This window comes from Cyanobium sp. L1E-Cus (assembly GCF_024345755.1).
In the GTDB taxonomy this organism is placed as follows: domain Bacteria; phylum Cyanobacteriota; class Cyanobacteriia; order PCC-6307; family Cyanobiaceae; genus Cyanobium_A; species Cyanobium_A usitatum.
In genome coordinates this window covers 114,801-140,287 of sequence record NZ_JAGQBS010000006.1, presented here as the reverse complement: position 1 = coordinate 140,287, position 25,487 = coordinate 114,801, and the positions used below count along the sequence as shown (strand labels likewise).

The window sequence follows — 25,487 nt, the reverse complement described above, 5'->3', positions numbered from 1 at the left end:
CTGCGCCCCGCCCTATCTGCAGCCTCACATGCGTAGCGCCTGGATTGAGAAGCGTCGCGGCACCGCGAACTATTCCCAGATGTATTACGCCCGCCAGGGCGTAGTGACTGAGGAGATGGCCTATGTGGCCAAGCGGGAAAACCTGCCCGAATCGTTGGTGATGGAGGAGGTGGCTCGGGGCCGCATGATCATCCCGGCCAACATCAACCACCTCAATTTGGAGCCGATGGCGATCGGCATCGCCAGCCGCTGCAAGGTGAACGCCAATATCGGCGCCTCCCCCAATGCTTCCGATCTCGATGAGGAGGTGGCCAAGCTGCGCCTAGCGGTGAAATACGGCGCCGACACGGTGATGGATCTCTCCACCGGCGGCGTCAATCTCGATGAGGTGCGCACGGCGATTATTAATGCCTCGCCGGTGCCGATCGGCACCGTGCCCGTATATCAGGCGCTCGAGAGCGTGCACGGCTCCATCGAGAAGCTCGACGCCGACGACTTCCTGCACATCATCGAGAAGCACTGCCAGCAGGGCGTTGACTACCAAACGATTCATGCCGGCCTGCTGATTGAGCACCTGCCGCTAGTGAAGGGTCGCCTCACCGGCATCGTGAGCCGCGGTGGCGGGATCTTGGCCCAGTGGATGCTGTATCACCACAAACAGAACCCCCTATTTACCCATTTCGATGACATCATCGAAATCTTCAAGCGCTACGACTGCAGCTTCTCCCTTGGGGACTCCCTACGTCCGGGTTGCCAGCACGACGCCTCCGACGCCGCCCAGCTGGCTGAGCTCAAAACCCTCGGCCAGCTCACCCGCCGCGCCTGGGAGCACGACATCCAGGTGATGGTGGAGGGTCCGGGCCATGTGCCGATGGATCAGATCGAATTCAACGTCAAAAAGCAGATGGAGGAGTGCAGTGAGGCGCCCTTCTATGTGCTCGGCCCCCTGGTCACCGACATCGCCCCCGGCTACGACCACATCACCAGTGCCATCGGCGCGGCGATGGCCGGTTGGTATGGCACGGCCATGCTCTGCTACGTGACTCCGAAGGAGCACCTGGGCCTGCCCAATGCCGAAGATGTGCGTGAAGGCTTGATCGCTTACAAGATCGCTGCCCACGCTGCCGACATTGCCCGCCATCGCCCCGGCGCCCGCGATCGCGACGATGAACTCAGCCGCGCCCGCTACGCCTTCGACTGGAATAAGCAGTTCGATCTCTCGCTTGATCCAGAGCGGGCTCGCGAGTATCACGACGAAACTCTTCCTGCAGATATCTATAAACAGGCCGAGTTCTGCTCGATGTGTGGCCCCAAGCACTGCCCAATGCAAACCAAGATCACTGATGAGGATCTGGAAGGGCTTGAGCAGGTGCTGGCGGAGCAGAAAGCAGGGGTCGCCGCAGTAGTGGTCTGAGCGGCCAGTGGTTCAGCGTTGGAAGCTTGAGGGCCCGGGGCTTATTCCCGGGTTTTTTGTGGTTGAAAGTTGAGTAGAGGGTTTGAATCGATGTATTCTTTGATTGGTTATATTATTTTCGAGCCCATGGGCGATAGCTAAGACATGCTTGTTGTGCATTAAGCATCTCTATCTCGGGGCTTTAAGCTGATTGGGTTTAGCTAGCTTGCGTGGTTCATGGAAAGAGAGTACCAAGCCTGATGGAGACCACCCTTCTTTCGGGTCCTAAGCGCGATTGGTTGGTGGTGGGCAGCAATGGCGCCGTCGGGAGTGAGCTGACCCAAGCCTTGCTTCGGTCTTCGTATATCGGTGGCAGCCTGCCTGTGGATGTGCGGGTTCATCCCCATGACAGCTACGCGGAGGCGTGCCTTGACTTGGTACTGAGCAGATCAAGCTGTCATCCGTTGCGGCTTGTATTCTGTGCTGGAAAGGGTGGTTTCTCTCTTGCCTATGCGAGTGCGGAACAGCAGTATCAGGCCTTTGATAAATTCTGCCGGCTTTTGGCTCCATCAGTAGACCTCGACAAGTTCGTTTTCGTTTCTTCGCTAGGGGCCCAGTGCTCAAGGCTTGGAGCACCCTATTCACAGCTGGTTCGCAGCAATGAGGAGGCCGTACTGGTCAACTTTGGCGAGCGCGGATTGATACTGAGGTTACCTAGCCTCTATGGTTACCATGATCGGGCGCAGCGATACCATGGTCTGATAGGGGTGATCCTGCGCAATCTCAAGATTCGCTGCCCCACAGGGATCTACGCCCGTCTCGAAACCCGGCGTAATTACCTTTCGATTCGACGTTTGGCCGCCCTGCTGGTTCGTGATCGGCCGGGTGGTGCTTTGATTGAAGCGAATGGCTGCCTGAATATTCAGTCTTCCATCAATCACTCGGTGTTCGATGTCTGTAGCTCCTTCTTCCGTGCAGTCAGGCAGCGTCCCATGCTCAAACTAATGGAGCATTCACTCGTTGATGCGGAGCACCATTACCCCGGTGCTGTACATGGTGCTAGGGTTATTGTTAATGATCCAATTAGTGAGTGGGTGAGCTGGCAATGGAACCGGTCTGTCCACTTGTCTCCGTAGTTGTTCCTGTCTACGCTGGACAGCAGACCTTGCCAGGTCTGATCAAGCGATGCACGGCCATTCGTGATGGCAATGGTGGTATCCCTCGTGATCTGTTGCATGAGCTGATCTTCGTCTGTGATGAGCCGATCGATGGATCTGAGTCCTTGCTTGTTGAGGCAGCCAAACAACTTGACTGGGTTCGGGTCATCTCTCTGGCACGTAACAGTGGGCAGCACCTTGCCACTGCGGTGGGCATTCTTTATTCCTCTGGCGACTGGGTTCTGACGCTGGATGAGGATCTTCAACATCCTCCCGAAATGATGGCTCAAGCTCTAATCGAAGCGCTGGATCAGGGCCTTGATCTACTTTATGTCAAGTCGACGACTCGCGTTCATACGTCTAGTTTCTATAGAGACTTTGCCTCGAGAGCGAGCAAGCTGTGTATGAGAATCTTTACCAATGAAGATTATTCGATCATTTCTAGTTTCCGTCTCATTAGGGGTGAGCTTGCGCGATCAATAGCTATTTCGATTGATGGCATGGCTTATTTAGATGCAGTCTTGTATTCAGTTACCAGCGCATCTAGGCGCAGTGTCTTTTATGCAGCATTTGCTGATTCACGTGATTCCGGAGCAAGTGGGTACAGTTTGAAGAAGCTTTTCCGACATTACGCGCGTCTTATTCTTTCTGCTGAGTTTAGCGGCCTGAGAATTATGGCTAGTCTTGGATTATTGATAGCTCTTCCATTGATTGTCTTTGCATTATCGTTGATGCTGCTGGGAGCGCTGGGCGAAGTGAGGCGGATAGCTCCCGGTTGGCTGAGTTTATTTTCACTTGGGATTATAACTAACTTGCTGCTGGTAGCCTACGGAATTTATTCTTTAAAGTTTTTATCTGCTCTGTTCATGCGGTCTAGTGGTTCACCCTCATTCCTTGTAATCAGCCGGGAGTTTGATCAATTGCATCTCGCCCATCTCGCCAAGTTGTTTTGATTAGCGGCATTTGCAAAGATTTGCTGGAGAAGTGTGGTTGATTAAAATGTGCACAAGCTGTCGGCCCAAGGCTGGTAACCTTGGTGAAAGTCGCTAATAATACATCTTATTTGTGGCCGAAAGTACCTGTGCGAAAGGGCTGATCCACTCGATAGAGAGGTGTCGGACCCACCGACCAGAGTTCAAGACAATGGTCGCTATTCATGCGATTAGTTGCAGTAAGTCTATCTGGAGATCGACGCTGGTCTTGCCATTCATCCGATCTAGTTCAGCCACTCGAAACCCAAGCTGCAGGAGGGTACTATCGAGCTGTTCACAAGCAGAATATGACCTTGCTCAAGGGTGAGGGCCAGTTCAAGAATTGTGATGTTTGCCTCTTGTTGGAAAGATGCTGCCCAGGATATCACTACGCATCGGCGAGAGGGATGAGTTTGGGTTTGAGTGCAGTCCTCACATGGAGTTCTGCTTCCTTGATATCTATGTGGTCTTACATGGCCATATCACCACAGGACACGGGCTAGGCTCATTTAGGGTTCTTGGTCATCGCTGTAGACGCGCACGTACAGCTTTTCATGCTTTATTTCCCTTCAGATATGTTCCACCAGAATGTTAGCCTCGGAGAGCTTTCGACCTGGTCATTAGTTCTTGATATTCTAGGCCTGCAGCCTGGCAGTCAGGTCTGCAGTTATGGATTGGCATTCCTAGTCTGAATGGAAGAGCGCTGGCCTGCGGCCAACCGAGAAGGCCATCTCCAAGGCATCCAGAAATAGCTCAGTATTCTGGCTATTCGAGAGCCATACGTTTAATACATGTCTGGAAATGAGATTCAGCAACGCCACCAAACTCTGAAATCCTATCAGAAGATGGATTTAAAGAATGTCTGTTACCAAAGCCTAGTCCACAACGGTGACATCTTTGAGGTCAGCCTGTACGAGAAAAGGTGGCCAGTCCTTTCCTGCTTGCTCGCAACCGCTTGTCGCCGTTGTAACATGCTGCAGTGTGTTGCTGAGTCTTTTATCAGCTTACCAAGCTTCAGGGGGTAATTATGAACTGGCTTGACAACGCCTGCCTTGGGTGCCGGTTGTCTATTTCTATAGCAAGTCCATATTCATATCGGGAAACCGGTGCGTGATGGCCAACTTTAAGTAAATCAGTGACACAACGATCCGTCAAAGCCAAGAAACAGACACTGCCGGACGCCGATTTCGAGCGGCATGCCCAGCAGACAGTCCACTTCTTCAGCCGGCGTGTGCCGCCAAGGCTGCGTGAGGCACTGGCTTCAAGCCCTAGTGGTACGCATGTGGTAGATGTGGGATGTGGCGATGGCCAGTTGGCCTGGGCGTTGATGGAGACAGATTCTCTTCCGCCAAGGGCAAGCTTTCTTGGTGTTGATATATCTCCGGTGCGTATTGAGCGCTTCCAGCGATTAACAAAGTGGCCAGCATTGCTAGCTAATGGAGAAAGTTTAACGGAAATGCCCGATGCGGTGGCCGATATTTGCATAAGTACAATGGTCATGGAGCACGTGTCCGATGATGAAGCCTACGCCTCAGCATTAGCAAGAATCACCAAGCCGGGGGGTATGCTATTTCTTACAACCGTGCTTCGAAAAAGAGGTGCCTGGTACTTCCGCAAGGCTCCTGATGGTCGGCGTGTACTCGATCCAACGCACGTACGCGAGTACAGCAGCGTGCAGGAGGTGAAAACTATTTTAGAAGATGCTGGTTTCCAGGTGTTGCAAGTCGGGTCGGATCGGCTTGTATTCCCTATTCTGGTTCCTGCGCTGAGGCTCTTGAATGCTGTTTGGCCGATTCCCAATGTTCAGTACTTCTTCCTTCGGCAGCCATGGGCAATGATGGAGTCTTTAGGGTTGCCTATTCCGCGATACCGTGAGATCCAGCTTCTGCTACGTCGGAGACAGGGGAATCCCCAAGAAGGTTTCGAGTGAATATCTCGCGCAATCTACGTGTATTGGTTGTGGTGCCGACACTGGGTCGGCGTCTGCAGACCCTTGAGCAGACGCTCCATTCCCTCCGTACTCAGCCCGATATTGAAGTGGACATCGTGCTGGTTGTGCCTTTTGCCTCGGATTCACTTCAGACGATAGCCAGCAGCTTTCGAGCGAAACTAGTCGTAGAAAAAGGCCATCTCTCGGCATCAATTAACCGTGGTTTCGGCGAAGCTGGGCCAGATAACTCTTATTTGGCATGGATTGGAGACGACGATATGATCCCCGAAGGTGCTTTGGCGCGCTCAGTGGCGCAACTCGAGAAAAATGCCGATGCGCCACTCTGCTTTGGTGACTGCGCTTATGTCGACAGAGCTGGGCGTGCGATGTTTACTCGACGGCCCCCGCTCTTGGCAAGTTGGCTTATTCAGTTCATCCCGGGGCTGATCAAGTCTGAGACTTGTGTGTTTAGGCGAACAGCCGTAATCAGTGTTGGCGGCTTGAATGAAGATTTACGATTTGCAATGGATTTAGATCTTATTCTTCGGCTGAGGGCGTTAGGTCGTCTAGCCCGCTGCCCCGCAGTACAGGGTGTGTTCTGCTGGCACCCTGGGTCGATCACGGTCTCTAACCGCGAAGATTCGTTCGCAGAAGCACAACTTGTGCAGCTTCGTTTGACCCAGGGATTTCCTAGATATGCCTCCTTGCTAGTTCAACCCTTATTGAAGCGCCTGTTCTTGGCGTTGAGCCATTGTGTGGATCGCAGGCACGCAGGGATGTCTGCATGAAGATAGAGCAATTCGTGCGCTTTTTGTTGGTGGGCGCCATGAACACTGGTTTTTCCTATGGTCTTTATGCATGTTTGATTTGGGCTGGCTTTCAATTTGTACCCGCCAATTTCACTGCCACCGTTGCCGGGATTGTTTTTAGTTTTCGAATGCAGGGTCGCTTTGTGTTTTCTAATACGGGCGTAAGTTTTTTCCAGCGCTACTTGCCGGCATGGCTGGCAATATGGTTCCTGAATGTGACACTGATAGCTGTGTTTGTTCATTTTGGACATGACCAGTACTCTGCAGGGGCAATGGCCTTGGCGCCCGTAATTGCAGTCTCTTATCTTGTGCAGAGGAAAATCGTATTCAAAGTGGCGCCGCTATCGTCGGCCAGGTATAAATAATTATCGCAACTTGATGCTGCAGCTTTGTGTATAGTCTGATGATCAGTTGTTTTCCGCTGATCTGGGGTTGATGGCGAATGTCGGCGGCATTTCGAACATCCAAATTATTCCAGACTGTAGGAAACCTAAGCGCTTGAGCGTGGCGGCCCACACTTATTGTGCTATGGCCAAACGGGTCGCGGCACCTGAGATGCACAGAGTGGTTGCCGGCTACTGCAGCACAGTCTGCCTTGTGGGACGCGAGAAGCATGATTTGTATGCTTAAACCCTCCACCATCCGCAAGCAGTATGCTCAGCAAAGCCCCTTTCAGGAAAGTTTACGCCTCTCCTCTCAGAATACCAGGGGGCTTGTCTCAAGGAGCGTTACCGCAGCCCCAGTGGCTTTGGCTGCCCACCAGTGCAGCACTCACTGATCCTACATGCCGACAACGGCAATCCCCAACCGCAGGATTCTCGAAGAAGTTGCGTGGGGCGATGCTGGAAACCCAGCTGTAGGAGATGGCAGTGATGAGTTCGTTCTCCGCGCTTAGGGTGTTCGACGACAACTCCTACTCGGAAGCCCTGATCCGAACCGTCAAATATCGGTCTGATTACCCCAGCCGGCCCTTTGCCAGCAAGGGCGAAGCCTGCAAGTGGGTACTGGCATTTGTGGATTGGAACAACCACCAGCACCGGAACAGCGGGATCAAATTTGTAATCCCCCATCAACGGGCCAACTGATCCGACAAGGCCATTTGCCCGCAGCGAGCTGATGTATTCGACAGCGCCCACCTGGCCAATCTAACGCGCTGCAGCCGCACCACCCGCTGCTGGCTTCAACCCTTAGAAGAATGGATCAACAAGCCAACAGAGGAGTCCATTCCAATCCTGGCTCTACCGTTGATCCAGGCTGCCTAAATGGCAGCCGAGGAGTGACATCTGTCCTGAAAGTCGCCGAAATAGATTCCTCAACGAGTGATAGGCCTCCAGGTAGCTAAATCGGATAATTCAAGTTGCTTCGCTTCAATTGCGAATAAACTGTGTCTGCTGTCGTTTCGCCCAAGGGGTGGAATTTGATCGCTCGACAATCTTGATGTGATTGAAGCCCTCGTCGTAAAACTTTCAACTTCTATACTTGTGGGTTGGCAGTCCCTTAATGTGGTGGAGATTGGTACGGTTGTGCTGGCGGTTAGCCTCTTAGATTCTTGACCATTTTTGCATTTCATCACCAAATCAAGCTTCGCAATTGCAGGTGCAGGCCTTAATATTATTTCGAGGTTGATCGGGATAGCGCCTAGGTTTTCGCCTGCTAGCGAGACAGATCTATCCAATCTCAACCCTTTCGACCATGACCAAAGGTTTTCCCCGTCTAATGAAGTCTCGATTGGCCACCACTCGTTCGATCTGAAACCCATCAGATTCTTCACGTATTCTATGGGTGCCCCGCTTGGCTTTGCATGTACGTGACGCATGGCTTTGATAGCCTTCGAGCCAGCCATGTCTGACTTAAGACTAAATATAGCAAAGTTATCTGATGTTATTCTGCATATTGAATAGAGTTGGCAGCTCTGTTTCAGCTCATCGCTCGTGATCCATGCTTTGTTAAGGTCTAAGGCAAAAGTGTCAAATCCTAGGGATTTAGCGCTGAGTATTTCGGCTGCAGTTCCTTGACTTCTTGCTTTCTCGAAAACTATATCAGCTGGGGAATTTTTGTATGCACCATAGTTAGCCTTAATTTTTTTGCATGGATCTCCGCTTAGAATGGAAAGGTATTCATAGTCTCCGAGGCCTCGTGAAGCATGTTTGCCGGGGTCTCCGGCCTCTGGAAAACGTCGGTAAGGGGAAATCCATATCTTCAGATGTTTTGACTCATTTTCGCATTTGCTTGATTGTTCTTTTCTGATCCCTAAGCTGCTAGCGAGGCTAGTCGGGCTGATTGTTGAAGTGACGGCAATTTCTTGCCAAATTTTCGGAGTCATCGCTAACTCGGTTGCCCAGATTAAAATTATTGCCGCCGGAGGAGCAATGGCCGCACTTTTTTTTATATTAAAAAATTTTAAATTCATTGATTGTTCTCGCTCGAATGAGCTTGTCTTAAATTATTGAAATAGGATTCTAGCCATAGGGATATGACCACTACTGAAGGTGCATATATGTATGGCATGAATCTATTAAGGGCGCGCAGCTGAGGTGAGACAAATGTAGCAAATAGGGTTCCCAGACCGCCGCTTGTCGCGCATAAAAGCGCTATTGACAATGAAACTATCAGTATAATTGATGCAGTCGTTAAGAGTTGTTGAACCTTTTTGTCTAGTTCTGTCGATTGTCTTGCGCTTTGCCCCCTAAGTGTTGAAATTGCGATTAAGGTCCCAATGAGAATAAGTAGGCTTCCTGAGGAGCCAAAGGGGGTTTCCGTAATCGGTAGTGAAGAGGCCTTGAATTTTTCCAGAAGCAAGTCGTTAAAAATCGGTGATTGTGCGAGTGCTAAGGGCCAGAAGCCGTAAGCGAATTGCTCTGATGGAAGGCGACTTGTGGCTGCGCTTGCCCAGCTTGGAATGGACCATAGCCATATCTTAGATAGCAACATCAGGAAATTAACGGTTAAAAATCCTGAGCAAATTGGTAGGGAATTTAATTTTGAGCCTGTTTTTTCTGCTTGCTCTTCATGGATCATTTCCCTATCCAATCTGGGCCGGGTGCATTCCCAGGCCGCGCATGCGATGGTAATGGCTGACCCAAAAATAATATAATAATCTTGGCCTGGGAAGCTAACGGCGCCAAAAAGGCAGCCAAGCCCATACCCTTTAATGCCCTGTTTCCAGTTGCCTGATAAGCGTTCCAATTTGTATTCATTGAGGATCACGATGCAGCAAGCGATCGTAGGCAGGACTGGCCATAGTTGTGATAGGGAAAGGTGCCCAAGGTGCCCTACCCTGGAAAAGGCACAGGGCGCTGTGGCCATGCTTATGGCGCTGAAGAGGCTTGTAAATCTGCTGAGCTTGGCTATTCTGCATGCAATGTAGCCTAAAGAAAAAGTCAGGATTATACCTGTGGCTAGAAATGTCTGCAAGCTGTTGCCGTGTAGCGCCAGGCTCAGCTTGCATGAGATAAATTGTGTTAGGTAGAGGGCGAGATTGGGCGAAAAATTGCCAAGCGCGATCCCTGTTCTATTGGGGTTGATCGGCCACCCTGGCCAGTAGGCGTCAGGTTGGCAGGTTTTATTGATTGTGTACAGTTCTCCGACGAGATCACCGGAGCCATTTGACAAGAAGGCAAAACCTTGCCTCCACGCTAAGAGGCTGAATATCAGCGCTCCTACGCAGAGGGCCATCGTAATGGCGCGGGTTCTTATGCTCAGGAGTTTATGGCTATCAGCTGTCTTGGGTGCCAAGGACATGGAGGGTTTGTACAAAAAACCCCGGTTTGAGCCGGGGGAGATGGGCAGGGAGGGATTCTTGGCTCCGGCTTACCGCAGCGACTTAGCTGTTGCTACCACGTTCTCGACATTGAAGCCAAACTTCTCGAGGCAGACCGGACCAGGTGCCGAAGCGCCGAAGCGGTCGATCGAGATGCAGGCGCCATCGAAGCCGGTGTACTTGTGCCAGCCGAAGGAGCTGGAGGCTTCCACCACAACGCGCTTGCGCACGGCGGCGGGCAGCACGCTTTCGCGGTAGGCGGCATCCTGCTCTTCGAACAGCTCGATGCAGGGCATCGAAACTACCCGCACGTTGTTACCTTCGGCGCGCAGCTGGGCTGCGGCTTTGGTGCAGAGCTCCAGCTCGGTGCCGGTTCCGATCAGGATTAGTTCCGGGGTGCCATTGCTGTCCTCCAGGATGTAGCCACCTTTGGCCACATGGGCTGCAGCCGAACCAGGCTGATTGGCCATGGCTTGGCGGCTGAGGGCCAGCACGGTGGGGCGCTTGCGGTTGGTGACAGCTACTTGATAAGCACCCATGGTCTCGTTGCCATCGCCGGGGCGCATCACCAGCAGGTTGGGGATGGCGCGCAGGTTGGCGAGGGTTTCCACCGGCTGGTGGGTTGGGCCGTCTTCGCCCAGACCGATCGAGTCGTGGGTGAGCACGTAGATCACTCCCAACTCGCTCAAGGCCGAAAGGCGCATGGCGCCGATCATGTAGCCAGCGAAAACCAGGAAGGTGCCGCCGTAGGGGATCAGGCCGCTGCCGTGGTAGGCGATGCCATTCATGATCGCCGCCATGGCGTGCTCGCGCACGCCGAAGTGCAGGTAGCGGTTGGCTTCGGCACCCTTCTGGAAGCTCGCCTCGCCTTTGATATCGGTGAGGTTGGAGTGGGTGAGGTCGGCCGAGCCGCCAATTAGCTCGGGCAGGTTGGGGCCGAAGGCGTTAAGGGCGTTGTAGGAGTGCATGCGGGTGGCCAAACCCTTGTCTTCTGGGCTGAAGCTCGGCAGGGAAGCGTCCCAACCCTGGGGCAGCTCGCCGCGAAGCTGGCGCTCGAATTCAGCCGCTTCAGCGGGGTACTGGCTGCGGTAGGTGGCCAGGCTGGCGTTCCAGGTGGCTTCAAGTGCTTCACCGCGGCTGATCGCTTGGCGCCAGTGGTCGTAGGCATCCTGGGGAACCTCAAATTCGCCGTAGCTCCAGTCGAGGGCTTTGCGGGTGAGCTCTGCTTCGTCGGCGCCTAGGGCTGCGCCGTGAACTCCAGCGGTATTGGCCTTGTTTGGCGAGCCGTAGCCGATTGTGGTGGTCACCTTGATCAAGCTGGGCTTGTCGGTGACGGCCTTGGCTGCCTCGATGGCTTGGGCAATGGCGGCCACATCGGTGTTGCCATCCTTGACGTGGATGGTGTGCCAGCCATAGGCCTCGTAGCGCTTCAGCACGTCCTCGGTGAAGGAGACCGAGGTGTTGCCGTCGATGGTGATGTGGTTGTCGTCGTAGAGGGCAATCAGCTTGCCCAAGCCCAGGTGGCCGGCCAGGGAGGCGGCTTCACCGCTCACGCCTTCCTGGTTGCAGCCGTCGCCCATGATCACGTAGGTGTAGTGATCAACCAGGTCGCAGCCGGGCTTGTTGAACTTGGCAGCCAGGTGCGCTTCGGCGATAGCCAGTCCCACGGCGTTGGAGATGCCCTGGCCCAGGGGGCCGGTGGTGACCTCAACGCCGGGGGTTTCGAAGGTTTCAGGGTGACCAGGGGTGCGGCTACCCCACTGGCGGAATTGCTTGATGTCTTCGATGGTTACTGAGTCGTAGCCGGTGAGGTGCAGCAGCGCGTAAAGCAACATGCAGCCGTGGCCAGCCGAGAGCACGAAGCGGTCCCGGTTGAACCACTTGGGGTTCTTGGGGTTGTGCTTAAGCACCTTGTCCCACAGGGCGAAGGCCATCGGGGCGCAGCCCATGGGCAGGCCGGGGTGGCCCGAATTGCTCTTATTGATCGCGTCAATCGCTAAGAAGCGGATGCTGTTGACGCAGAGCGATTCAACGGATGTGGAGGGAGCGGCGACCATGGCTAAGGCAGGTGGGGGAGTGGGAGGAGGAGGCTCACGCCATGCGGCGGAACGCCAGGCAGACGTTGTGACCGCCAAACCCGAAGGAATTGGAGAGCACCACGTTGAGGGTGTGTTCCCTGGCCTGATTGGGAACCACATCCAGATCGCAGGCCGGATCCGGATTTTGGTAATTGATGGTAGGTGGCACCAGGTTGTGCTCAATAGCCAGCACCGCGGCGACCGCCTCAATGCCGCCGCTGCCTCCAAGGAGGTGGCCGGTCATCGATTTCGTGGAGCTCACGGGTATCTGGTAAGCCCAATCCCCGAGGGCACTCTTGATGGCGGAGGTTTCGTTGCTGTCGTTGGCCTGAGTACTGGTGCCGTGGGCATTGACGTAGTCGACGGCTTCTGGCTCAAGCCGGGCATCCTTGAGGGCAAGACGCATGGCTTCAGCACCGCCGACCCCCCCCGGGGTAGGTGAGGTGATGTGGTGGGCGTCGCAGGTCATGCCGTAGCCCACCACCTCGGCCAGGATCTGGGCACCGCGAGCCTGGGCGTGCTCCAGGCTCTCGAGCACAATCACTCCGGCGCCTTCGCCGATCACGAAGCCGTTGCGCTCGGCGTCGAAGGGGCGACTGGCCGTGCTGGGATCGTCGTTGCGGAAGGACAGGGCCTTAGCGCTGGCAAATCCCGCCACCCCCAAAGGGGTAATGGCCGATTCAGCGCCACCAGCGACCATCACGTCAGCCAGGCCCAGCTGGATCAGCCGGTAGGCATCACCTATGGCATTGGAGCCTGCGGCGCAGGCGGTGGCCACCGCGCTGCTGGGTCCCTTGGCGCCAAGGGCAATGGCCGTCAGGCCAGTCGCCATATTGGGGATCATCATCGGCACGCAGAACGGACTCACCCGATCGGGGCCCCGATCTTTGAGCACGTGGGCCTGGGTTTCCATCATCAGCAGGCCGCCAACGCCGGAGCCAATGGCTGTGCCCACCCGGTGTTGGTTGGACTCATCAATGGTGAGGCCCGCATGGGCGACGGCTTGCTTGGCGGCGATTACCCCAAACTGGCAAAAGCGATCCCAGCGCTTGGATTCCTTTGGCTCTAGCCAGCCGGAGGGGTCAAAATTTTTAACTTCAGCTGCGAAGCGACAGGCATGACGACTGGCATCAAAAAGAGTGATGCCCGCCACGCCGTTGCGCGCCGTGCTCAGACCCTCCCAGTAGCTGGAGACGTCGTTACCGATCGGTGTGATCGCGCCGAGACCGGTGACGACGACGCGCTGGAGACCCTGCACCATGGGGTGGCTCAGGCCTGCTTGTCCTGAATAAACTTGACGGCATCGCCAACGGTGGTGATGCCTTCTGCAGCTTCGTCAGGGATTTCGATGTCAAAGGCTTCTTCCAGAGCCATTACCAACTCGACGGTGTCGAGGGAATCGGCACCCAGATCATTCTGAAAGTTTGATTCGGGCTTCACTTCCCCAGCGTCAACGCTGAGCTGCTCGGCAACGATCGAGCGCACTTTCTCGTAGATCGCTTCCTGGGACATGGCCGCTGTGAGAGTCGATGCACTCTACGGGTCACCCCGCTGGGCTCCCCCCGGCGTATGAACAAGGGTGACGGGCTGCGGGCTCCTTTGCTGTGGGTCCGGAGGCTGTGGGTACGTTGGGTTCCACGCCGTTTGTTCCCGGCTCAGGCCCATGTCCCACGCCGTCAAGATTTACGACACCTGCATCGGTTGCACCCAATGTGTGCGTGCCTGCCCACTCGACGTGCTCGAGATGGTGCCCTGGGATGGCTGCAAAGCCGGCCAGATCGCATCCTCTCCCCGCACGGAAGATTGCGTCGGTTGTAAGCGCTGTGAAACCGCTTGCCCCACCGACTTCCTGAGCATTCGCGTTTACTTGGGCGACGAAACCAGTCGCTCGATGGGCTTGTCCTACTGAAGATCATTGGCGCTAATGCCAATAAGCTCAAGCCCGGCCCTTCGCCGGGCTTTTTTGTTGCGCTCCTCGCTGGCCCAGGCCTATGTGCGGCATCGTTGCCCTGATTGGATCGCGGGAGGCGGCTCCCCAACTGCTGGAGGGGCTGCGCCAGCTGGAATATCGCGGCTACGACTCCGCCGGTATTGCCACGGTTGATGGGGCTGGCCTCCATTGCCTCAAGGCGGAGGGCAAACTTGTCAATCTCACGACCCGCTTTGAGGTCCAGAGAGCTCCCGGCCAGTGCGGCATTGGCCATACCCGGTGGGCTACCCACGGCAAGCCGGAGGAGCGCAACGCCCACCCCCACCTCGATGGCTCTGGCCGTTTGGCGGTGGTGCAAAACGGCATCATCGAGAACTACCGCGGCTTGAGGGAGGAGCTGCAATCGCAAGGGGTGCTGTTCCGCTCCGAGACCGATACGGAGGTAATTCCCCACCTGCTGGCTCGGGAGCTGGATCGCCGCCGGGCGGCAGGTGAGCAGGCTTCAGCGGTGCTGCTACTGGCTGCTTTGCAGTCGGTGTTGCCGTTGCTGCAGGGGGCCTATGCCCTGGCGGTGGTGTGGGCAGAGGCCCCTGGCGCCCTAGTGGTGGCCCGTAAGGCTGCGCCCCTGCTGATTGGGCTGGGGGAGGGAGAGTTTCTCTGCGCCAGCGACACCCCTGCCCTGGCGGGCTTCACCCGCACTATTTTGCCGATGGAAGACGGCGAGGTGGCCCTGCTCACCCCGCTGGGCATCGAGCTTTATGACGCCGCGGGCCAGCGGGTTCAGCGCAGCCCCAGCCTGCTTAGCGGCACCGAGCACGTGGCGGATAAGCGCAGCTTCCGCCATTTCATGCTCAAGGAGATCCACGAGCAGCCTGAAACGGCCGCCCTTTGGGTGGCCCGGCACCTGCCAGAGGTTGTGGCAGGGGAAGCGACTCCATTGGTGGCACTACCTCTGGCGGCTGAGGTGTTTGAGGGTGTGGAGCGGATCCAGATCCTGGCCTGCGGCACCAGCCGCCACGCCGCCCAGGTGGGCGCCTATCTGCTGGAGCAGCTGGCTGGTATCCCCACAAGCGTTTTTTATGCCAGTGAATTTCGTTATGCGCCGCCGCCGCTTAGCCCCCACACGCTCACGATCGGCGTGACCCAGTCGGGGGAAACCGCCGACACCCTGGCGGCCCTGGCGATGGAGCAGGAGCGTCGCCGGCTAGTGGCCGATCCGGCCTACCGGCCGCGGCTGCTGGGCATAACCAACCGGGCAGAAAGCTCCCTGGCCCGGATGGTGGAACACATCCTTGACATTGGCGCCGGCATTGAGGTGGGGGTTGCGGCGACCAAGACCTTCCTTGGCCAGCTGCTGGCTTTCTACGGGTTGTCCCTGGCATTTGCGGAGCGGCGAGTGGGCCAGCGGCAGGGTGGCGTTAGCTCGGGCCGCAGCTGCGAGGAGCTCAAGGCGCTGGTGGCCCAGTTGCGCCAGTTGCCCCAGCAGCTGGAGGCCCTGGTGGCAGACCACGACCAGCGCTGCGCTTCCCTGGCCCACCGCTTTGAGGGCACTCAGGATGTGATCTTCCTAGGCCGTGGCATCAACTACCCGATTGCCTTGGAGGGGGCGCTCAAGCTCAAGGAGATCAGCTACATCCACGCCGAGGGCTATCCGGCCGGCGAGATGAAGCATGGGCCGATCGCCCTGCTTGATGCCAAGGTGCCAGTGGTGTCAATCGCCATGCCTGGTGCGGTGTTCGACAAGGTGCTCAGCAATGCCCAGGAGGCCAAGGCCCGCGATGCCCAGCTGATCGGTGTGGCACCCGAATGCCCAGACGCTGAGTTGTTTGATGTCTTGCTGCCGGTGCCGGCGGTAGACGAGCTACTCAGCCCGCTGCTAACTGTGATTCCCATGCAGCTGCTCAGCTATCACATTGCCGCCCACCGGGGCCTGGATGTGGACCAACCCCGCAACTTGGCCAAGAGCGTCACGGTTGAGTGAGGGTTGGAGCTGGGCTGGCGTCGCTGCGTCCGTAGCGATCTTCAAAGCGGACTATGTCGTCTTCGCCTAGGTAGGGGCCGCTCTGCACCTCGATCAGCTCCACCGGAATCTTGCCCGGGTTGGAGAGGCGGTGGCGGCAACCCAGGGGGATGTAGGTGCTCTGGTTTTCGCCTACCAGCTCCCTGCCACCATCTTTTTCCACTACCGCCGTTCCCTGCACCACGATCCAGTGTTCGGCGCGGTGGTGGTGCATCTGCAGCGACAGGCTGGCACCGGGGTTGACCACGATCCGCTTCACCTGCCAGCGCTCACCCTCGGTGACGCCGTCGTAGGAGCCCCAGGGGCGGTAGATCTTGCGGTGGGCCTTGCTCTCTGGTGCCCCTTCCCTCTCCAGCCGCCCCACTATTGCTTTGACCTCCTGGGCTCGGTCGCGGTGGGCTACCAGCACGACGTCATCGGTTTCCACCACCACCAGATCCTCTACACCGAGTCCCACCACCAGCCGATGCTCGCTGCGTAGATAGCAATTGCTGCTTCCCTCGCTGATCACCCGTCCCCGCAGCACGTTGCCGTCGCTGTCTTGATCGGCGGTTTCCCACAGGGCGCTCCAGCTGCCCACATCACTCCAACCTGCCTCCAGGGGCAACACGGCGCCGCGGTCGGTGCGCTCCATCACCGCCACATCCAGCGCCACGCTGGGGCAGCTGGCAAAGGCCTCCCGCTCCAGCCGCAGAAAGTCGAGATCGGCGCTGTCGTGCTCTAGCGAGGAGCGGCAGGCGCTCACAACCTCAGGCGCCAGCCGCTCCAATTCGGCCAGGATCGCGCTGGCCTTGAACAGGAACATGCCGCTGTTCCAGGTGAAGCGCCCCGTGGCAAGAAATTGCTCCGCGGTGGCCCGATCCGGCTTCTCCACAAACCGGGCGATTGGTACCGGTTCGTTGGCACCGAGCAGCGACTGGGCGGCTTCGATGTAGCCGTAGCCGGTTTCTGGCGCCGTGGGCACGATTCCAAATGTCACCAGCTGGCCGGCTTCAGCTGCTGCCATCCCCGCAGTCACCGTGGCGCGGAAGGTGGCGGCATCACGGATCACGTGGTCTGCCGCCAGCACCAACAGCAGGGGATCTTCCCCATGGGCGGTGGCCTGCAGCGCTGCTACCGCCACCGCCGGAGCGGTATTGCGGCCGATCGGCTCCAGCAGGATCGCTTGGGGCTCCACGCCGATCTGGCGCAATTGCTCGGCCACGATGAAGCGGTGGTCTTCATTGCAGATCAGCAGAGGGGCTCCTAAACCCGGCAAACCCGCCAGGCGCTGCTGGGTCTGTTGCAGCAGCGTGTCTTCTCCCGTGCCTGCCAGGGGCCAATACTGCTTGGGGTAACTAGCTCTCGACAGCGGCCACAGCCGCGTGCCCGTGCCGCCGCACAGGATCACCGGCACAAGTGCACTGCTTAGGGAGCTAGGGCTAGTTGCCATGGACCGGACTGGGTTGAACCCATTCAAGTTCACCTTTGGCTAACCAGCAAACGGCTGCCTTCTAAGAGTCGCCTAAAGCTCCAGCAGCCCGGGGGGCGGGGTGATGCCGATCCAGCCTTCCTCGAGATGGACTTCTGGCACGATCGCAGTCACGAAGGGGATCAGCAGTCGCCGCGGGCCATCGGGGGTTTCCTGCTCTACCTCCAGCAGGTCGTTGCCAGCGTGGATCAGGTCGCGAACCTTGCCAATGGGCCGTTGATCCTCCAGCAGCCGCACTTCGGTGCCCACCAGGTCGAGCAGGTGAAATTCACCTTTGGCCAGCTTGGGGCGGTCGGCTAGGGGCACCAGCAACTGGTCACCCACCAGGGCTTCGGCCGCTTCCCGGCTGTCGATGGCGGCGAGTCGCACCACAAACAGTTCCTTGCCTGGCAGTTGCCTGCCGCTCAGCAGCTCCACTTGCCGCGGCGCCTCTTCCCGCCGCTGCAACCAGCGCCGGCCTGCCCGGGTGAACCGCTCCGGGAAATCGCTCATGGGCAGCACCCTCAGCTCGCCCTGGAGCCCTTGGGCTGAAACCACTTTGCCGACCACAAGTAGATCGTCGGGGGCAGGAGTGGCGATCTGGCTGCTGCTGGTTTGATCGGCCATGGCCAGCTACTTCCCGCGTCACCCGATAATGGCCCTACGCCTCGCTCAAATCATGGCCGACCTGCCGATCCTGCCGGGCTCCACCGTGGTGGTGCGTGACGGCCGCTCGATTTACAACGGCTACCGGGGCTTCGTGCAACGGATCAGTGGTCAGCAGGCCGCCGTGCTGTTTGAGGGCGGCAACTGGGACAAGCTCGTCACCATGCCGCTCAAGCTCCTCGAGCAGGCTTGATCACAGCGAGGGCGGCCCGGGCTGCCTCCTGTTCGGCGCTGCGCCTTGAAGGCCCCCAGCCGGTATGGCTTGCCTGGCCCGCAATCGCCACGCTGCAATAAAAGCGGCGCGGGTCAGCGTGGACTTGGCTGCGCTCCTGGCAGTCGTAGTGCGGCAGGCCCAGCCCGGCCGCCTGGGTCCACTCCTGCAGGGCCGACTTCCAGTTGTGGCGGTCCGGATCGGCCAGCAATTCGCTGCTGCTGCCCTGCCAGTGGGGAGAGAGCCAGCGGTGCACCGGCTCCAGTCCGCCCTGGCCGGCGCCCCAGGTTTCATAGAGGCCACCTAGCAGGGCTTCACAGCATTCCGCCCGCACCGTGGCCCGTCCGGCCTGATCACCACTGGCCATTGGGCCTAGGTGCAGCACGGATTCGATCTTGCAGTGCTCGCCCAGTTCGGCCAGCCAGCGGTCGCTTACCAATTGGGCTCGCAGGGCAGAGCAGCGCCCCACGCTCAGGTTTGGATAGTGCCGTTGCAGAAACTCCGCTGCGGCTAGGCGCAGCACGGCGTCGCCAAGGAATTCCAGGCGCTCGTGGTTGCGGGCCAGGCCCGCTGAGGTGTGGCTGAGGGCCTCCTCTATGGGGGCAAGGTCACGGTCGCCAACCTCCAGGCCCAGGGAGCGCAGGAAGGCAACCAGCTGCTGGTGGCGTTCGGGCCGCATGGGCTGGCGGGGGAAAAGTGGTGAAAGCAGGACGTAAGCCGGGTTCTGTTCTCCCACCAGCGAGCCGGTGGGGGGTGATCATCTGTCTGGGACCGCCGTTGCCGGCGGCCTCGAGCGGCGCACTTGAAACGGGACGGGTGTCATGGCCAACCGTTGTCCCTGGGCCTTGCTCCTAGCTGGGGTTTACCTAGCCAGCACCTCTCGATGCTGCTGGTGCGCTCTTACCGCACCCTTGCACCCTTACCTGTGCGGGGGGCGAGCCCCCTGCCATCGGCGGTGTGTTTCTGTGGCACTGTCCTCACGGTCACCCGCACTGGGCGTTACCCAGCAAGCCTGGCCATTGGGGAGCCCGGACTTTCCTCAACCAAGCGCTCCAGCTACCTCCGTGGAGGTGCCGCAGCCCTGATCGCGATCACCTCGCCTGCTTTCGCATTCCATAATGCCGACACGGACGTCTTGCGGGATGGCCGGGATGGGGCTGTAGCTCAGCCGGATAGAGCGACGGTTTCCTAAACCGTAGGTCGTGGGTTCGAGTCCCGCCAGCCCCGTTCTTTAAAAGCCCAGTCACGCGATGAAGCTTCGCCAAGCCAGCCTTCACGGCTTGGGGTAGCGAGCGCTACAGGTGGTGCCCTACCCATTCGCAGCACCGGGGCTAGCGTGGTCCCAGTCGTTTGACCGCGATGACCCAGCTTCACGATCTGCGTCTGCGTCTGCTGGTGCAGCAGGAGAGCGAACGCATCGCCGATAGCCAGCCCGATGAGCTCGACCTTTCGGTGGTTCAAGCCCGCTGCCTTTGCTGGCTGGCCCTGCTAGCTGAGGCTCACGAGGAGCAGGCCACCGACGCTGAGCGCAGTGGTGATACCGAGCAAGCCATGGGCTGGTTTGCCGATTCGATGCGGCTGCGCGACGTAATCAACGTGGTGACCTCGATCGAGATCCCCTTGGCGGCGTGAGTGCCATGATGGTGATTGAGATCCAAAGGGAGTGCGGTGCCAGAAGAGCCCTGCCAATGCCCTGATTGCCAACGGTTCTATCGGGAACATGACCGATTGATCCGTGAAAACCCCACCCTGCGTCAGCAGCAGGAGCTTAATTGGGCTGCGCTGCAGTCTTTTCGCACCCTGGCAGGCCGGGTGATGGAAGAGTTGCAAAAGCAGCAGGAGGCCACGGAAGCTGCCGCCAGTCCGGCCAATGCCGCTCCTGGCGGCCAAGGGGCAGGTACAGGGGCTGTTGAGGATGAGGGCGCTGAGCCCGATGCCTTCCAGCAGGCCATGGCGGACCTGGAAAACATCAATGCCCACCTCTTCTCCATTGAGGCGCTGATGGAGCGCATCTTTGACGTGCGGGTGCCCGACGAGGTGGAGCAAAAGTTTCGGGAAGTGGCCGGTGAGCTGGCCCCTGATCCGCTTAATGCCGATCGCCTAAGGCTGAATCGGCTGCTCCACCAAACTCCAGACCTGCCCGGTTAGACCATCTCCCTGCTCAGTCCAGCTCGCAGGTGATCGTGACCGGGAAGCTTTCGGCTTTCCAGATCCGCTCGGCGTAGTCGCGGATTGAGCGATCTGAAGAGAAGAAGCCACTGCGGGCTGAATTCAGCAACGACATGCGGTTCCAGCGACCCCTGTCGGCCCAGGCCAGGTCGACCTCGGACTGGGCCCGCAGATAGTCGTTGAAGTCGGCCAGCACGAAGAAGGGATCCCGGCCGGTGAGGTTTTGCAGCAGCGGCCTAAATAGGTCGCCATCTCCATTGCTGAAGTGGCCCTGCTCCACCAGTCGCAGGATCTCGGCCAACTCGGGCATTCCCCCGATCAGCTCCCAGGGGCGATAACCCGACTGGGACAGCTCGGAAATCTCCTCAGCGGTCTTGCCAAACAGGAAGAAGTTTTCCGCCCCCACCTGTTCGCGGATTTCCACGTTGGCGCCATCGAGAGTGCCGATGGTCAGCGCCCCATTCATGGCGAACTTCATGTTGCCGGTGCCGGAGGCTTCCTTGCCGGCGGTGGAGATCTGCTCCGAGAGGTCGGAGGCGGGATAAACCCGCTCACCCAGCTTGACGTTGTAATCAGCCAGGAAGATCACCCGCAGCCGGCCCTCCATGTCGGGGTCTGCGTTGATCGTTTCGGCGATGCCGTTGATGAAACGAATAATTAGCTTGGCCATGTAGTAGCCGGGTGCCGCCTTGCCGCCGAAGATCACCGTGCGCGGGGCCATACCCTCAGCCTGACCATTTTTGATGCGCAGGTACTGGGCCACCACCTGTAGGGCGTTTAGGTGCTGGCGCTTGTATTCGTGGATCCGCTTCACCTGCACATCGAACAGGGAGGTGGGATCGACCAGCACACCCGTGTGGCGATGGATGTAACGACTCAGCTGGCCCTTAACGCCCAGCTTGGTGGCCTCCCAGCGCTCGAGGAAGCTGCTGTCGTCGACAAACTGCTCCAGGCGGCGCAGCTCATCGAGGCGGTTAATCCAGCCGGTGCCAATCGATTCATTCAGTAGGGCCGAAAGCTGCGGATTGGCCAGGGCCACCCAGCGCCTCGGGGTGACGCCGTTGGTGACATTGGTGAATTTCTCGGGCCATAGGGCCGCGAATTCTGGAAACAGCTCGGTTTTGACCAGTTCGCTATGCAGGGCTGCTACGCCGTTGACGTGGTGGGAAGCAACGGTGGCCAGATTGGCCATACGGACGGCTTTGTCGCCCTCCTCATCGATGATCGAGACCTTGCGTAGGATCTGCTCGTTGCCCGGATATTTCAAACGCACCTGTTGCAAGAAGCGGCGGTTGATTTCGTAGATCAGCTCCAGGTGGCGGGGTAGCAGGGAGCCAAATAGCCCCAAGCCCCACTTCTCGAGGGCTTCCGGCAGCAGGGTGTGATTGGTGTATGAGAGCGCGCGACTGGTGATGTTCCAGGCGACCTCCCAGTCCAGGTGCTTGTCGTCGAGTAGCAGGCGCATCAGCTCCGCCACGGCGATGGCCGGGTGGGTGTCATTTAGCTGCACCGCCCAGTGATCGGGGAAATCCGTGATTGGGAGGCCGCGGGCATCGAGGTTGCGGATCATGTCCTGCAGGGAGCAGCTCACGAAGAAGTGCTGCTGCTTCAGGCGCAGGCGCCGACCCTCATCCGTGCCGTCGTTGGGATAGAGCACCTTGGAGAGGGTCTCGGAGCCCACCTTTTCCTCTACGGCGCCGTAATAGTCGCCGCTGTTGAAGGCATAGAAGTCAAACGATTCGGCGGCATCGGCTCGCCACAACCTCAGCCGGTCGCAGGTGTTAACCCGATAGCCCAGCACCGGCACGTCGTGGGGAATGCCGATGGCGTGCTCTGCCGGAATCCAGCGCACCCGGTAGGTGCCGTGCTCATCGCGGTAGCTCTCGGTGTGGCCACCGAAGCCCACGAAGCAGGCTTGATCGGGGTGGGGCAGCTCCCAGGGCCAGCCGCTCTTGAGCCACTTATCTGTGATTTCCACCTGCCAGCCATCGCGAATCAGCTGGTCAAAAATGCCGAATTCGTAGCGGATGCCGTAGCCGGTGGCTGGGATTTCCAGCGAGGCCAGCGACTCCAGGAAGCAGGCCGCCAGTCGTCCCAGGCCTCCGTTGCCCAGGCCAGGCTCCTCTTCGACATCGAGGATCTCGTTGATGTCGTTGATGCCGAAACGGCGCAAGGCTTCTGCCGCTTCTTGCTGGATGCCCAGCATCAACAGGTTGTTGCCCAATTGGGGCCCGATCAGAAATTCAGCGGAGAGGTAGGCCACCACTCGAGTCGGGGTGGCACTGAGCGCTTCAATGCCAGCCAGGTATCGGGTCATCAGCCGGTCGCGCACCGCGTAGCTGAGGGCCATGTAGAGGTCGTGGCGGCTGGCCGTGGGGGCGAGCTTGCCGAGCGTGTAAAAAAGGTGTTCGGTCATGCCGTCGAACACGTTTTCGGCGGTCAGACCACTGCGATCTGGGTCGGCGTAGCAGCCCGGGGTGGGCAGACGCAGGTTGCTGGGTTGGAGGTCGCTCATTTGAGTGATTCTCCCGCATGGGCCGCTGCAGGCAGTGGGTTCCATCGCCAGTTGGTGACATCTTCCGCATCCATGCCGTGCTCATGGGCGTGGGCCCGGTTGGCCAAAATCGCCTCCTTCATGCGCTCTTTGACGTGGGCAGCGCGGGAGCCCAGGCCCGCAACCCGGTCAATCACATCAATAACCAAGTTGAAGCGGTCGATCTGATTGTTCATCGCCAGCTCCAGAGGGGTGTTGATGTTGCCTTTCTCCTTATATCCGCGCACATGGAAGTTGACGTGGTTGGTGCGGTGGTAGGTGAGTCGGTGGATTAGCCACGGGTAACCGTGGAAATTGAAGATCACCGGTCGATTCGTGGTGAACAGGCTGTTGAAGTCCCGATCACTGAGGCCGTGGGGGTGTTCGCCCGGAGTGGTGAGAGCAAATAGCTTCACCACATTGAGCACTCGAATTTTTAGGCTCGGGATCTCACGCCGCAGAATTTCAACTGCGGCAAGGGTTTCCTTAGTAGGGATGTCGCCAGCGCAGGCCATCACCACATCAGGCTCATCTGGTTCGGTGCCGCATTCGTCGTTGCTTGCCCAGCTCCATAGGCCGATGCCCTTGGCCACGTGGGCCCGGGCCTGCTCCAGAGTTAGATATTGCAGGTGCTTCTGTTTGTCAGAAACGATGATGTTGCACACATTCGTTTCCTGTAGCGCCTGTTCAGCTACCGCCAGCAGGCTGTTGGCATCGGCCGGCAGGTAGACCCGCACCACCTCGCCACTTTTGTTGCCGGCGAGATCGATGAAGCCAGGATCCTGGTGGGTGAAGCCGTTGTGGTCTTGGCGCCACACGGTGCTGGAGATCAGACAGTTCCAGGGGGAAATCGGCGCGCGCCAGGGGGCGTGGTGAATGCAGGATTCCAGCCACTTGGCGTGTTGGTTGAACATCGAGGCAATCACATGGGCGAAGGCCTCATAGGTGTGGAAAAAACCATGGCGGCCGGTGAGTAGGTAGCCCTCCATCATTCCCACCAAGGTGTGTTCGCTCAACATCTCGACAACGCGGCCGCTGCGGGAGAGTTCGCTGCCGTTGAGGTCTTCCGGCAGAAATTCCTCCATCCACACCTTTTTACTGATCTCGTAGATGGCTTGCAGCCGGTTGGAGGCGGTTTCATCCGGTCCGAACACGCGCACGGAATCGGGGTTCAGGGCAATTGCATCGCGCAGCAGCTCTCCCAGGGGAGCGGTGTTTTCGGCCTCGTGCTGGCCCGGTTGCTCAACGGGCACGGCATAGGTATGGACCGGCGGCAGATTCAGGCGGCGGCGCAGCAGCCCACCGTTGGCATGGGGGTTGGAGCCCATGCGGCGCTGGCCACTTGGCGAGAGGGCGCGCAGCTCGGGTATCAGGCTGCCCTGCCCATCAAAGAGTTCGCCAGGGCGGTAGCTATGCAGCCAGGCCTCGAGTTGCCCTAGCTGGGCCGGGTCTCGCTTGGGATCGGGCAGGGGCACCTGGTGGCTGCGCCAGAAGCCTTCCAGCTTTTTGCCATTCAGCTCCGCCGGCCCTGTCCAGCCCTTAGGCGATCGCAACACGATCATGGGCCAACGGGGTCGGTTGACGTTGGTGGGATCGCCGCTGCGGCGGGCCTCCGCCTGCACCTCTTGGATGCGGTTTATGGCGCTGTCCATGGCGGCTGCCATGGCTTGGTGCATCGCCATCGGCTCGCTGCCTTCCACAAACAGGGGCTCCCAGCCGTAGCCCCGCATCAAGCTGGCGAGCTCCTCCCTGGGGATGCGGGCCAGCAGGGTGGGGTTGGCGATTTTGTAGCCGTTGAGGTGCAACACCGGCAGCACGGCGCCGTCGGATGCGGGGTTGAGGAACTTGTTGATGTGCCAGCTGGTGGCCAGGGGCCCGGTTTCCGCCTCGCCATCGCCGACGCAGGCCAGGGCGATCAGGCTGGGGTTGTCGAACACCGCTCCGCAGGCGTGGGAGAGCACGTAGCCCAGCTCGCCGCCTTCGTGAATTGAGCCAGGGGTTTCGGGTGTGCAGTGGCTACCGATGTGGCCGGGGAAGGAAAACTGCTTAAGGAAGCGCTGCATGCCGGCAGCATCCGTCGACTTGTCGGGATAGATCTCGCTGTAGGAGCCGTCGAGGTAGGTGGGCGCCAGCACCCCAGGGGCGCCATGGCCCGGGCCCGACAGATAAATCATGTCGAGGTCGTGGGACCGGATCACCCGGTTGGCATGGGCCCAGATAAAAGATTGACCCGGGCTCGAGCCCCAATGCCCCAGCAGCCGACTCTTGATATGGGCAGGTTGCAGCGGTTCGCGCAGCAGGGGGTTGTCCTGCAGGTAGATCATCCCCACCGCTAAATAGTTGGCGGCCCGCCACCAGGAATCAAGACGCTGCAGTTGCTCTGCCATTACTCGCGTCATCTACTCGTTAT

General features: G+C 58.5%; 22 protein-coding genes, 1 tRNA gene and 1 other RNA gene. 13 read left to right on the top strand and 11 right to left on the bottom strand.

The genetic code is table 11. The features are described from left to right. Nucleotides 1–28: 28 nt before the first annotated feature. From thiC to KBZ22_RS07680, 7 genes are all read left to right on the top strand, one after another. Nucleotides 29–1,414 carry a phosphomethylpyrimidine synthase ThiC gene (thiC, locus tag KBZ22_RS07710; protein ID WP_255021602.1) on the top strand — a complete coding sequence of 462 codons (1,386 nt, stop codon included), beginning with the start codon at nt 29–31 and terminating at the stop codon, nt 1,412–1,414. A gap of 239 nt (nt 1,415–1,653) precedes the next feature. Then, complete coding sequence (locus tag KBZ22_RS07705; RefSeq protein ID WP_255021601.1) at nt 1,654–2,529, top strand: hypothetical protein; 876 nt, start codon at nt 1,654–1,656, stop codon at nt 2,527–2,529. Next, the gene (locus tag KBZ22_RS07700; protein ID WP_255021600.1) at nt 2,484–3,503 is read left to right on the top strand and encodes a glycosyltransferase; all 1,020 of its coding nucleotides are present in this window, start codon (nt 2,484–2,486) and stop codon (nt 3,501–3,503) included. Before KBZ22_RS07705 ends, KBZ22_RS07700 begins: the two co-directional genes overlap by 46 nt. Nucleotides 3,504–4,656: 1,153 nt before the next feature. Continuing rightward, a complete protein-coding gene (locus tag KBZ22_RS07695) occupies nt 4,657–5,451 on the top strand; it encodes a bifunctional 2-polyprenyl-6-hydroxyphenol methylase/3-demethylubiquinol 3-O-methyltransferase UbiG (RefSeq protein WP_255021599.1) in 795 nt (264 codons plus the stop codon). After that, nucleotides 5,448–6,239: a glycosyltransferase gene (locus KBZ22_RS07690; protein WP_255021598.1), complete on the top strand. Its 792-nt coding sequence runs from the start codon at nt 5,448–5,450 to the stop codon at nt 6,237–6,239. The genes KBZ22_RS07695 and KBZ22_RS07690 overlap by 4 nt, the downstream gene beginning before the upstream one ends. Further along, nucleotides 6,236–6,625, top strand: a complete 390-nt coding sequence (locus KBZ22_RS07685; RefSeq protein WP_255021597.1) for a GtrA family protein — start codon at nt 6,236–6,238, stop codon at nt 6,623–6,625. Before KBZ22_RS07690 ends, KBZ22_RS07685 begins: the two co-directional genes overlap by 4 nt. Nucleotides 6,626–7,132: 507 nt before the next feature. Next, entirely contained in the window at nt 7,133–7,345 is a 213-nt protein-coding gene (locus KBZ22_RS07680; protein ID WP_255021596.1) for a hypothetical protein, read from the top strand. 227 nt (nt 7,346–7,572) lie between these two features. Here the strand turns inward: KBZ22_RS07680 and KBZ22_RS07675 are convergent, their stop codons facing one another. The 5 genes from KBZ22_RS07675 to acpP all read right to left on the bottom strand — a co-directional run bounded on the left by KBZ22_RS07675 (nt 7,573) and on the right by acpP (nt 13,610). Next, nucleotides 7,573–8,583: a hypothetical protein gene (locus KBZ22_RS07675; protein ID WP_255021595.1), complete on the bottom strand. Its 1,011-nt coding sequence runs from the start codon at nt 8,581–8,583 to the stop codon at nt 7,573–7,575. An 83-nt stretch (nt 8,584–8,666) separates the two neighbouring features. Further along, entirely contained in the window at nt 8,667–9,467 is an 801-nt protein-coding gene (locus tag KBZ22_RS07670; RefSeq protein ID WP_255021594.1) for a hypothetical protein, read from the bottom strand. A gap of 603 nt (nt 9,468–10,070) precedes the next feature. After that, nucleotides 10,071–12,077, bottom strand: coding sequence for a transketolase (gene tkt, locus KBZ22_RS07665; RefSeq protein ID WP_255021593.1), 2,007 nt, complete (start codon nt 12,075–12,077; stop codon nt 10,071–10,073). 34 nt (nt 12,078–12,111) lie between these two features. Further along, nucleotides 12,112–13,359: a beta-ketoacyl-ACP synthase II gene (fabF, locus tag KBZ22_RS07660; protein WP_255021592.1), complete on the bottom strand. Its 1,248-nt coding sequence runs from the start codon at nt 13,357–13,359 to the stop codon at nt 12,112–12,114. Between the two features lie 8 nt (nt 13,360–13,367). Beyond that, nucleotides 13,368–13,610 carry an acyl carrier protein gene (gene acpP, locus KBZ22_RS07655; protein WP_106632933.1) on the bottom strand — a complete coding sequence of 81 codons (243 nt, stop codon included), beginning with the start codon at nt 13,608–13,610 and terminating at the stop codon, nt 13,368–13,370. A gap of 151 nt (nt 13,611–13,761) precedes the next feature. Here acpP and psaC point away from each other — a divergent pair, with 151 nt between their 5' ends. Both psaC and glmS read left to right on the top strand, forming a co-directional pair. Continuing rightward, complete coding sequence (gene psaC / locus KBZ22_RS07650; protein WP_006042515.1) at nt 13,762–14,007, top strand: photosystem I iron-sulfur center protein PsaC; 246 nt, start codon at nt 13,762–13,764, stop codon at nt 14,005–14,007. An 82-nt stretch (nt 14,008–14,089) separates the two neighbouring features. Then, nucleotides 14,090–16,009, top strand: coding sequence for a glutamine--fructose-6-phosphate transaminase (isomerizing) (gene glmS / locus KBZ22_RS07645; protein ID WP_255021591.1), 1,920 nt, complete (start codon nt 14,090–14,092; stop codon nt 16,007–16,009). On the opposite strand, the gene KBZ22_RS07640 is transcribed toward glmS, so the two are convergent. Both KBZ22_RS07640 and rimM read right to left on the bottom strand, forming a co-directional pair. After that, the gene (locus KBZ22_RS07640; protein ID WP_255021590.1) at nt 15,996–17,480 is read right to left on the bottom strand and encodes a mannose-1-phosphate guanylyltransferase/mannose-6-phosphate isomerase; all 1,485 of its coding nucleotides are present in this window, start codon (nt 17,478–17,480) and stop codon (nt 15,996–15,998) included. The genes glmS and KBZ22_RS07640 overlap by 14 nt on opposite strands. Nucleotides 17,481–17,552: 72 nt before the next feature. Next, nucleotides 17,553–18,125 (bottom strand): ribosome maturation factor RimM, encoded by a 573-nt coding sequence (gene rimM / locus KBZ22_RS07635; protein ID WP_106632936.1) that lies wholly within the window; start codon nt 18,123–18,125, stop codon nt 17,553–17,555. 52 nt (nt 18,126–18,177) lie between these two features. On the opposite strand from rimM, the gene KBZ22_RS07630 reads away from it, so the two are divergent. After that, the gene (locus KBZ22_RS07630) at nt 18,178–18,357 is read left to right on the top strand and encodes an NAD(P)H dehydrogenase subunit NdhS (protein WP_106632954.1); all 180 of its coding nucleotides are present in this window, start codon (nt 18,178–18,180) and stop codon (nt 18,355–18,357) included. Here the strand turns inward: KBZ22_RS07630 and KBZ22_RS07625 are convergent. Both KBZ22_RS07625 and rnpB read right to left on the bottom strand, forming a co-directional pair. Continuing rightward, nucleotides 18,335–19,054, bottom strand: coding sequence for a ribonuclease III family protein (locus KBZ22_RS07625; RefSeq protein ID WP_255021589.1), 720 nt, complete (start codon nt 19,052–19,054; stop codon nt 18,335–18,337). The genes KBZ22_RS07630 and KBZ22_RS07625 overlap by 23 nt on opposite strands. Before the next feature lie 18 nt (nt 19,055–19,072). Next, nucleotides 19,073–19,483, bottom strand: an RNA gene (rnpB, locus tag KBZ22_RS07620) — RNase P RNA component class A. A gap of 45 nt (nt 19,484–19,528) precedes the next feature. Between rnpB and KBZ22_RS07615 the strand changes: the two genes are divergently transcribed. From KBZ22_RS07615 to KBZ22_RS07605, 3 genes are all read left to right on the top strand, one after another. Then, a tRNA-Arg gene (locus KBZ22_RS07615) sits at nt 19,529–19,602 on the top strand. A gap of 132 nt (nt 19,603–19,734) precedes the next feature. Then, nucleotides 19,735–20,007, top strand: a complete 273-nt coding sequence (locus KBZ22_RS07610; protein ID WP_106632938.1) for a hypothetical protein — start codon at nt 19,735–19,737, stop codon at nt 20,005–20,007. A 36-nt stretch (nt 20,008–20,043) separates the two neighbouring features. Beyond that, the gene (locus tag KBZ22_RS07605; protein WP_254941453.1) at nt 20,044–20,523 is read left to right on the top strand and encodes a hypothetical protein; all 480 of its coding nucleotides are present in this window, start codon (nt 20,044–20,046) and stop codon (nt 20,521–20,523) included. 13 nt (nt 20,524–20,536) lie between these two features. Here the strand turns inward: KBZ22_RS07605 and KBZ22_RS07600 are convergent, their stop codons facing one another. Both KBZ22_RS07600 and KBZ22_RS07595 read right to left on the bottom strand, forming a co-directional pair. Then, on the bottom strand, nt 20,537–23,059 hold the full coding sequence (locus tag KBZ22_RS07600; RefSeq protein ID WP_254941454.1) for a glycogen/starch/alpha-glucan phosphorylase: 2,523 nt from the start codon (nt 23,057–23,059) through the stop codon (nt 20,537–20,539). Then, on the bottom strand, nt 23,056–25,464 hold the full coding sequence (locus tag KBZ22_RS07595; protein ID WP_255021588.1) for a phosphoketolase: 2,409 nt from the start codon (nt 25,462–25,464) through the stop codon (nt 23,056–23,058). The genes KBZ22_RS07600 and KBZ22_RS07595 overlap by 4 nt, the downstream gene beginning before the upstream one ends. Nucleotides 25,465–25,487 lie beyond the last annotated feature (23 nt).

Bases quoted from the DNA above. Each gene is read 5' to 3' on its own strand.
- KBZ22_RS07625 (WP_255021589.1), bottom strand. From the start codon at position 19,054: ATGCGGCCCGAACGCCACCAGCAGCTGGTTGCCTTCCTGCGCTCCCTG.
- KBZ22_RS07600 (WP_254941454.1), bottom strand. From the start codon at position 23,059: ATGAGCGACCTCCAACCCAGCAACCTGCGTCTGCCCACCCCGGGCTGC.
- KBZ22_RS07610 (WP_106632938.1), top strand. From the start codon at position 19,735: ATGACCCAGCTTCACGATCTGCGTCTGCGTCTGCTGGTGCAGCAGGAG.
- thiC (WP_255021602.1), top strand. From the start codon at position 29: ATGCGTAGCGCCTGGATTGAGAAGCGTCGCGGCACCGCGAACTATTCC.
- KBZ22_RS07685 (WP_255021597.1), top strand. From the start codon at position 6,236: ATGAAGATAGAGCAATTCGTGCGCTTTTTGTTGGTGGGCGCCATGAAC.
- KBZ22_RS07595 (WP_255021588.1), bottom strand. From the start codon at position 25,464: ATGGCAGAGCAACTGCAGCGTCTTGATTCCTGGTGGCGGGCCGCCAAC.
- KBZ22_RS07675 (WP_255021595.1), bottom strand. From the start codon at position 8,583: ATGACTCCGAAAATTTGGCAAGAAATTGCCGTCACTTCAACAATCAGC.
- KBZ22_RS07630 (WP_106632954.1), top strand. From the start codon at position 18,178: ATGGCCGACCTGCCGATCCTGCCGGGCTCCACCGTGGTGGTGCGTGAC.
- KBZ22_RS07705 (WP_255021601.1), top strand. From the start codon at position 1,654: ATGGAGACCACCCTTCTTTCGGGTCCTAAGCGCGATTGGTTGGTGGTG.
- acpP (WP_106632933.1), bottom strand. From the start codon at position 13,610: ATGTCCCAGGAAGCGATCTACGAGAAAGTGCGCTCGATCGTTGCCGAG.
- glmS (WP_255021591.1), top strand. From the start codon at position 14,090: ATGTGCGGCATCGTTGCCCTGATTGGATCGCGGGAGGCGGCTCCCCAA.
- KBZ22_RS07640 (WP_255021590.1), bottom strand. From the start codon at position 17,480: ATGGCAACTAGCCCTAGCTCCCTAAGCAGTGCACTTGTGCCGGTGATC.
- tkt (WP_255021593.1), bottom strand. From the start codon at position 12,077: ATGGTCGCCGCTCCCTCCACATCCGTTGAATCGCTCTGCGTCAACAGC.
- psaC (WP_006042515.1), top strand. From the start codon at position 13,762: ATGTCCCACGCCGTCAAGATTTACGACACCTGCATCGGTTGCACCCAA.
- rimM (WP_106632936.1), bottom strand. From the start codon at position 18,125: ATGGCCGATCAAACCAGCAGCAGCCAGATCGCCACTCCTGCCCCCGAC.
- fabF (WP_255021592.1), bottom strand. From the start codon at position 13,359: ATGGTGCAGGGTCTCCAGCGCGTCGTCGTCACCGGTCTCGGCGCGATC.
- KBZ22_RS07680 (WP_255021596.1), top strand. From the start codon at position 7,133: ATGAGTTCGTTCTCCGCGCTTAGGGTGTTCGACGACAACTCCTACTCG.